5 protein-coding genes are annotated in these 5,102 nt (G+C 60.6%); all 5 read left to right on the forward strand.

Annotated elements, in window-relative coordinates:
- The first annotated feature begins 519 nt into the window (after positions 1-519).
- From phnC to FHL16_RS33525, 5 genes are read left to right on the forward strand one after another with little or no spacing between them, the layout of a single operon-like run.
- On the forward strand, positions 520-1,347 hold the full coding sequence (phnC, locus tag FHL16_RS33505; protein WP_003118432.1) for a phosphonate ABC transporter ATP-binding protein: 828 nt from the start codon (positions 520-522) through the stop codon (positions 1,345-1,347).
- Positions 1,344-2,207 (forward strand): phosphate/phosphite/phosphonate ABC transporter substrate-binding protein, encoded by an 864-nt coding sequence (gene phnD / locus FHL16_RS33510; protein WP_010466255.1) that lies wholly within the window; start codon positions 1,344-1,346, stop codon positions 2,205-2,207. The genes phnC and phnD overlap by 4 nt, the downstream gene beginning before the upstream one ends.
- 8 nt (positions 2,208-2,215) lie before the next feature.
- Complete coding sequence (gene phnE / locus FHL16_RS33515; protein ID WP_010466252.1) at positions 2,216-3,043, forward strand: phosphonate ABC transporter, permease protein PhnE; 828 nt, start codon at positions 2,216-2,218, stop codon at positions 3,041-3,043.
- A gap of 8 nt (positions 3,044-3,051) precedes the next feature.
- Complete coding sequence (gene ptxD, locus FHL16_RS33520; protein WP_003118429.1) at positions 3,052-4,062, forward strand: phosphonate dehydrogenase PtxD; 1,011 nt, start codon at positions 3,052-3,054, stop codon at positions 4,060-4,062.
- Positions 4,056-4,925, forward strand: a complete 870-nt coding sequence (locus FHL16_RS33525; RefSeq protein WP_010466239.1) for a LysR family transcriptional regulator — start codon at positions 4,056-4,058, stop codon at positions 4,923-4,925. Before ptxD ends, FHL16_RS33525 begins: the two co-directional genes overlap by 7 nt.
- The last annotated feature ends 177 nt before the right edge of the window (positions 4,926-5,102 follow it).

A 5,102-nucleotide genomic window follows, 5' to 3' on the forward strand; every position in this document is an offset into this window, starting at 1 on the left:
TGCGGGTTTGTTTGCGCTTACCGGCGTACTCGGCGTCGGCGAAGGTCATCTGCTTCATCGGGAAACTCGGTGGGTGGAATCCGGGTATTTTGCCAAAATCTGGAAGTCTTCTTCAGAGTTTCCCTAGCATTAAGCTGGGCGCGACAACAGACGTCTAGTTGGGCGGCACCTGAAGGTTTCGACCAGCCACATAACGGCCTAGGTCAATCGACGGGCAAGAATAGAATGTCTCCTATAGTCCGCTAGTGTGCGCTCTCTTGCTTGGATGGCATTACGTTCTGGCCCAACGTTACTGTAGCGAATCCGCAGCAGTATCAATCAAAGCCTCCTGTATCCCGCGTGAAGAAAGACGCTACGTTGCGCCCGTTCTTCCACGGCTTCGCTTGCCGCCCCGCTACGGCAGATTCGAAGTATTCATCGAAATGTCATCCTTTAGAAGCAGTGCGGTAACAAGGAATTTCTACCCTTTGCATCGCGAACCGCAATTGTGCGGCCAGCAATATTGCGAAAGGTGATCAAATGACGCCCCATCCGATACAGGACGCCGTGCTGCGGGTCGACCGGTTGAGCGTCGTCTATCCAGGCGGCGTGACAGCCCTACGCGATACCTCGATTGCATTTCGGCGTGGTGAGTTCACCGTGCTGCTTGGTCTCTCGGGCGCAGGCAAGTCGACCTTGCTCCGTAGTCTCAATCGACTCGTCACGCCCACTGGCGGCAGTGTCACCAGCGAACTCGGTGAACTCGGCAGCGGCTCGGCCTTGCGTCAGCATCGTCGGCGTACCGCCATGATCTTTCAGCACCACCAGCTAATCGAACGTCAAAGCGCACTGGCTAATGTGCTTACCGGTCGGCTGGCCTTTCACAACACGCTCCGCTCGCTGTTTCCTCTGCCGCGTGCCGATCAGGAGATTGCGCTCAGTTGCCTCGCTCGGGTCGGTCTGGCAGACAAGGCGCTAAGCCGGGTGGACAAACTGTCCGGTGGCCAGCAGCAGCGGGTAGGCATCGCGCGTGCGCTAGCGCAACAGCCGGCGATCATTCTGGCCGATGAGCCGGTAGCCAGTCTCGACCCGGCCACTTCGGTCCGTGTTCTCGGATTGCTGCGCGACATCTGCAAGGAAGACGGCATCACCGCCATCGTTTCGCTGCATCAACTCGAATATGCCCGCCGCTTCGCCGATCGCGTCGTCGGGCTGGCCGATTCTCAGATCGTTTTCGATGCCGCGCCCTCGGAACTCACCGATGCGCAGCTTGAGCGCATCTATGCAGGCCGCTCTACGACTCAGCCAGCGAATGCTCCGGCTGAACCACCTGTCATGCTCGAACCTTCACTGGAGATGTCCCGATGAAACGCTTATCCGCGCTCTTATTGACTTGCTTGCTGTCCGCTGTTTCAAGTTTGTCCGCCCTAGCGGCCGATGCCGATCCGGATGTGCTAAAGGTTGCCCTGCTGCCGGACGAAAACGCCTCCGAGCTGATCAAGCGTAACCAGCCGCTGAAGGATTATCTGGAAGAGCATCTGGACAAGAAGGTGCAGCTGATCGTAACCACCGACTATTCCTCGATGATTGAGGCGATGCGCTTTGGCCGTATCGACCTGGCGTATTTCGGTCCGCTGTCCTACGTCATGGCCAAAAGCAAAAGCGACATCGAGCCCTTCGCTGCCATGGTCATCGACGGCAAGCCGACCTATCGCTCGGTGATTATCGCCAATGTGGCGTCAGGCGTGAATGAGTATGCCGACCTTAAGGGCAAGAAGATGGCCTATGGTGACCGGGCATCGACGTCCAGCCATTTGATTCCCAAAACCGTGCTTCTTGAGACGGCCGATTTGACGGGTGGGCAGGACTACGAACAACATTTTGTGGGCACGCATGACGCCGTTGCCGTCAACGTGGCGAACGGCAACGCCGATGCGGGTGGGCTGTCGGAGGTAATTTTCAATCACGTAGCCGAACGTGGCCTAATCGATCCGAGCAAGGTGAAAGTACTTGGTTACAGCGGCGAATACCCCCAGTACCCCTGGGCGATGCGCTCGAACCTGAGCCCCGAGCTGAAAACCAAGGTGCGGGATGTATTCGTCGGTATCGACGATCCCGAAGTGCTGCGCAACTTCAAGGCCGAGGCCTTCGCGCCAATCACCGACGCCGACTACGATGTGATCCGCAACATGGGATCGCTGCTCGGCCTCGACTTCGCCACGATGTGAGCACCGATATGTCTACTCATTACGACGTGCAGGCGCTGCCTGCAGAGCAACGCGAGCACATCCTTCGAGGCTTCGGCCTCGGTTGGTGGCGCCAGCTGGGGCAGGTGGCGATTGTATTCGGAGTGGTGCTGTTGGCCTGCTGGTACGTGGGGCTGCTCGATGCCACCACGCTGCTGAACGGGCTGCCCTCCATCGCGACCCTGGCAGGCGAGGCCATGCCGCCAGACTTTTCGGGCTATCGAAGCTGGATTCGCCCCTTGATCGACACCTTGGCGATGAGCATCGCCGGTACGGCCATCGCAGTGGTGTTCTCGCTGGTGGTGGCCTTCGTTGCAGCGCGCAATACGGCGCCGCACCCCCTTGTGTTCGGTGTTGCCCGGGTGCTGCTCAATGCCCTGCGGTCGGTGCCGGAGCTGATCATGGGCATCATCTTCGTTGCAGCCGTAGGGTTCGGCGCCTTGCCGGGCGTGCTTGCCCTGGGTCTGCATTCGGTCGGCATGGTCGGCAAGTTCTTCGCCGAGGCCATCGAGCACGTCGACGAAGCGCCGGTGGAAGCCGCTCGGGCGGCGGGGGCTACGCCGATGCAAGTGCTGCTGCACGCGGTTTTGCCACAGGTGACGCCGCAGTTCGCCGACGTGGCGATCTACCGCTGGGAATACAACTTTCGCGCCTCCACCGTGATGGGCATGGTTGGCGCCGGCGGTATCGGCTTCGAACTCATGGGCTCGCTGCGCATCATGCAGTACCAGGAGGTTGCAGCAATCCTGCTGGTCATCCTGGCCATGGTCACGCTAGTAGACGCCTTCAGTGGCGTGCTGCGCAAACGTTTCAAATAGGACAAACCATGCTGCCGAAACTCGTTATAACTCACCGAGTACACGATGAGATCCTGCAACTGCTGGCGCCACATTGCGAGCTGATGACCAACCAGACCGACAGCACGCTGACGCGCGAGGAAATTCTGCGCCGCTGCCGCGATGCTCAGGCGATGATGGCGTTCATGCCCGATCGGGTCGATGCAGACTTTCTTCAAGCCTGCCCTGAGCTGCGTGTAGTCGGCTGCGCGCTCAAGGGCTTCGACAATTTCGATGTGGACGCCTGTACTGCCCGCGGGGTCTGGCTGACCTTCGTGCCTGATCTGTTGACGGTCCCGACTGCCGAGCTGGCGATCGGACTGGCGGTGGGGCTGGGGCGGCATCTGCGGGCAGCAGATGCGTTCGTCCGCTCTGGCGAGTTCCAGGGCTGGCAACCACAGTTCTACGGCACGGGGCTGGATAACGCTACGGTCGGCATCCTTGGCATGGGCGCCATCGGACTGGCCATGGCTGATCGCTTGCAGGGATGGGGCGCGACCCTGCAGTACCACGAGGCGAAGGCTCTGGATACACAAACCGAGCAACGGCTCGGCCTGCGCCAGGTGGCGTGCAGCGAACTCTTCGCCAGCTCGGACTTCATCCTGCTGGCGCTTCCCTTGAATGCCGATACCCAGCATCTGGTCAACGCCGAGCTGCTTGCCCTCGTACGGCCGGGCGCTCTGCTTGTAAACCCCTGTCGTGGTTCGGTAGTGGATGAAGCCGCCGTGCTCGCGGCGCTTGAGCGAGGCCAGCTCGGCGGGTATGCGGCGGATGTATTCGAAATGGAAGACTGGGCTCGCGCGGACCGGCCGCGGCTGATCGATCCTGCGCTGCTCGCGCATCCGAATACGCTGTTCACTCCGCACATAGGGTCGGCAGTGCGCGCGGTGCGCCTGGAGATTGAACGTTGTGCAGCGCAGAACATCATCCAGGTATTGGCAGGTGCGCGCCCAATCAACGCTGCGAACCGTCTGCCCAAGGCCGAGCCTGCCGCATGTTGAATCCGGTCTGGCTGAAGAGCCTGGTAGCGATCGTTCAAACAGGCAGTTTTCAGAGCGCGGCGAGGGCGTTGGGGCTGGCCCAGCCGACGGTGTCGCAGCACTTGCAGAAGCTTGAAGAGCAGGTCGGCGTAACGCTGGTGCAGCGCAGTCGTAGCGGCTGCCAGCCTACCACACGGGCGCTGGCCTTCATGCCGCATGCGACCGCCTTGCTCGACATGCACGCCCGGGCGCTAGAAGCCCTGCATGGCAATCGTGAGCGCGTCGGGGCCAGCTCCAACATCGGCACCTACCTTCTCCAGCCATTCGTGCGCAACTATCTGACGACCGCAAATGAGAGGGGCGAGGTGGATCTGCGCATCGCCGCCAACCCGGATGTGGCCGACCAGCTACTGGCGGGCCAGCTCGACGCCGCGATCATGGAATGGTGGCTACCTCACCCCGACTTCGAACACCGCCTCTGGCGGGTCGAGCCGCTGGTGCTTATCGTCAGCCCCGACCATGCGCTGGCTGAAGCAGGGTGCATAGAACGTGATCGTCTGGTGGACCTGCCGATGCTGGGAGGTGAACCGGGTAGCGGTACCGGACGGCTTCTGACCGAATACTTTGGCGAACTGGGCGTGCCTCGCAGCGGTATGCAGCTAGGCAGCACCGAGGCAGTCAAACAAGCAGTGAGGGCGGGACTCGGCGTGTCGTTGGTGATGGCTTCCGCAGTACAAGACGAAGTTCGCAGTGGCGCGCTGGTAGCTCTTCCCATCCCGGGGCTTGAAAAGCGTCTCCAACTGATCTGGCGCAAACCTCCCGGAAATCTGCACCCGCCGGGATTTGTGCGGCACTTATTGGAGGAGGCAGATCTAGCTGGATAAGGTGATGGATGGTTGCGATCCAGCGCTTGGCTTGTCAGCCTAGGGAAACTCTGAAAAAGACTTTCTGATTTGGCAAAATACCGCGACCCCACCCACCGAGTTTCCCGATGAAGCAGATGACCTTCGCCGACGCCGAGTACGCCGGTAAGCGCAAACAAACCCGCAAAGAGTTGTTCC

Source organism: Pseudomonas sp. FSL W5-0299 (genome assembly GCF_005930655.1).
Classification (GTDB): Bacteria; Pseudomonadota; Gammaproteobacteria; order Pseudomonadales; family Pseudomonadaceae; genus Aquipseudomonas; species Aquipseudomonas mandelii.

Bases quoted from the DNA above. Each gene is read 5' to 3' on its own strand.
- phnC (WP_003118432.1), top strand. From the start codon at position 520: ATGACGCCCCATCCGATACAGGACGCCGTGCTGCGGGTCGACCGGTTG.
- phnD (WP_010466255.1), top strand. From the start codon at position 1,344: ATGAAACGCTTATCCGCGCTCTTATTGACTTGCTTGCTGTCCGCTGTT.
- phnE (WP_010466252.1), top strand. From the start codon at position 2,216: ATGTCTACTCATTACGACGTGCAGGCGCTGCCTGCAGAGCAACGCGAG.
- ptxD (WP_003118429.1), top strand. From the start codon at position 3,052: ATGCTGCCGAAACTCGTTATAACTCACCGAGTACACGATGAGATCCTG.
- FHL16_RS33525 (WP_010466239.1), top strand. From the start codon at position 4,056: ATGTTGAATCCGGTCTGGCTGAAGAGCCTGGTAGCGATCGTTCAAACA.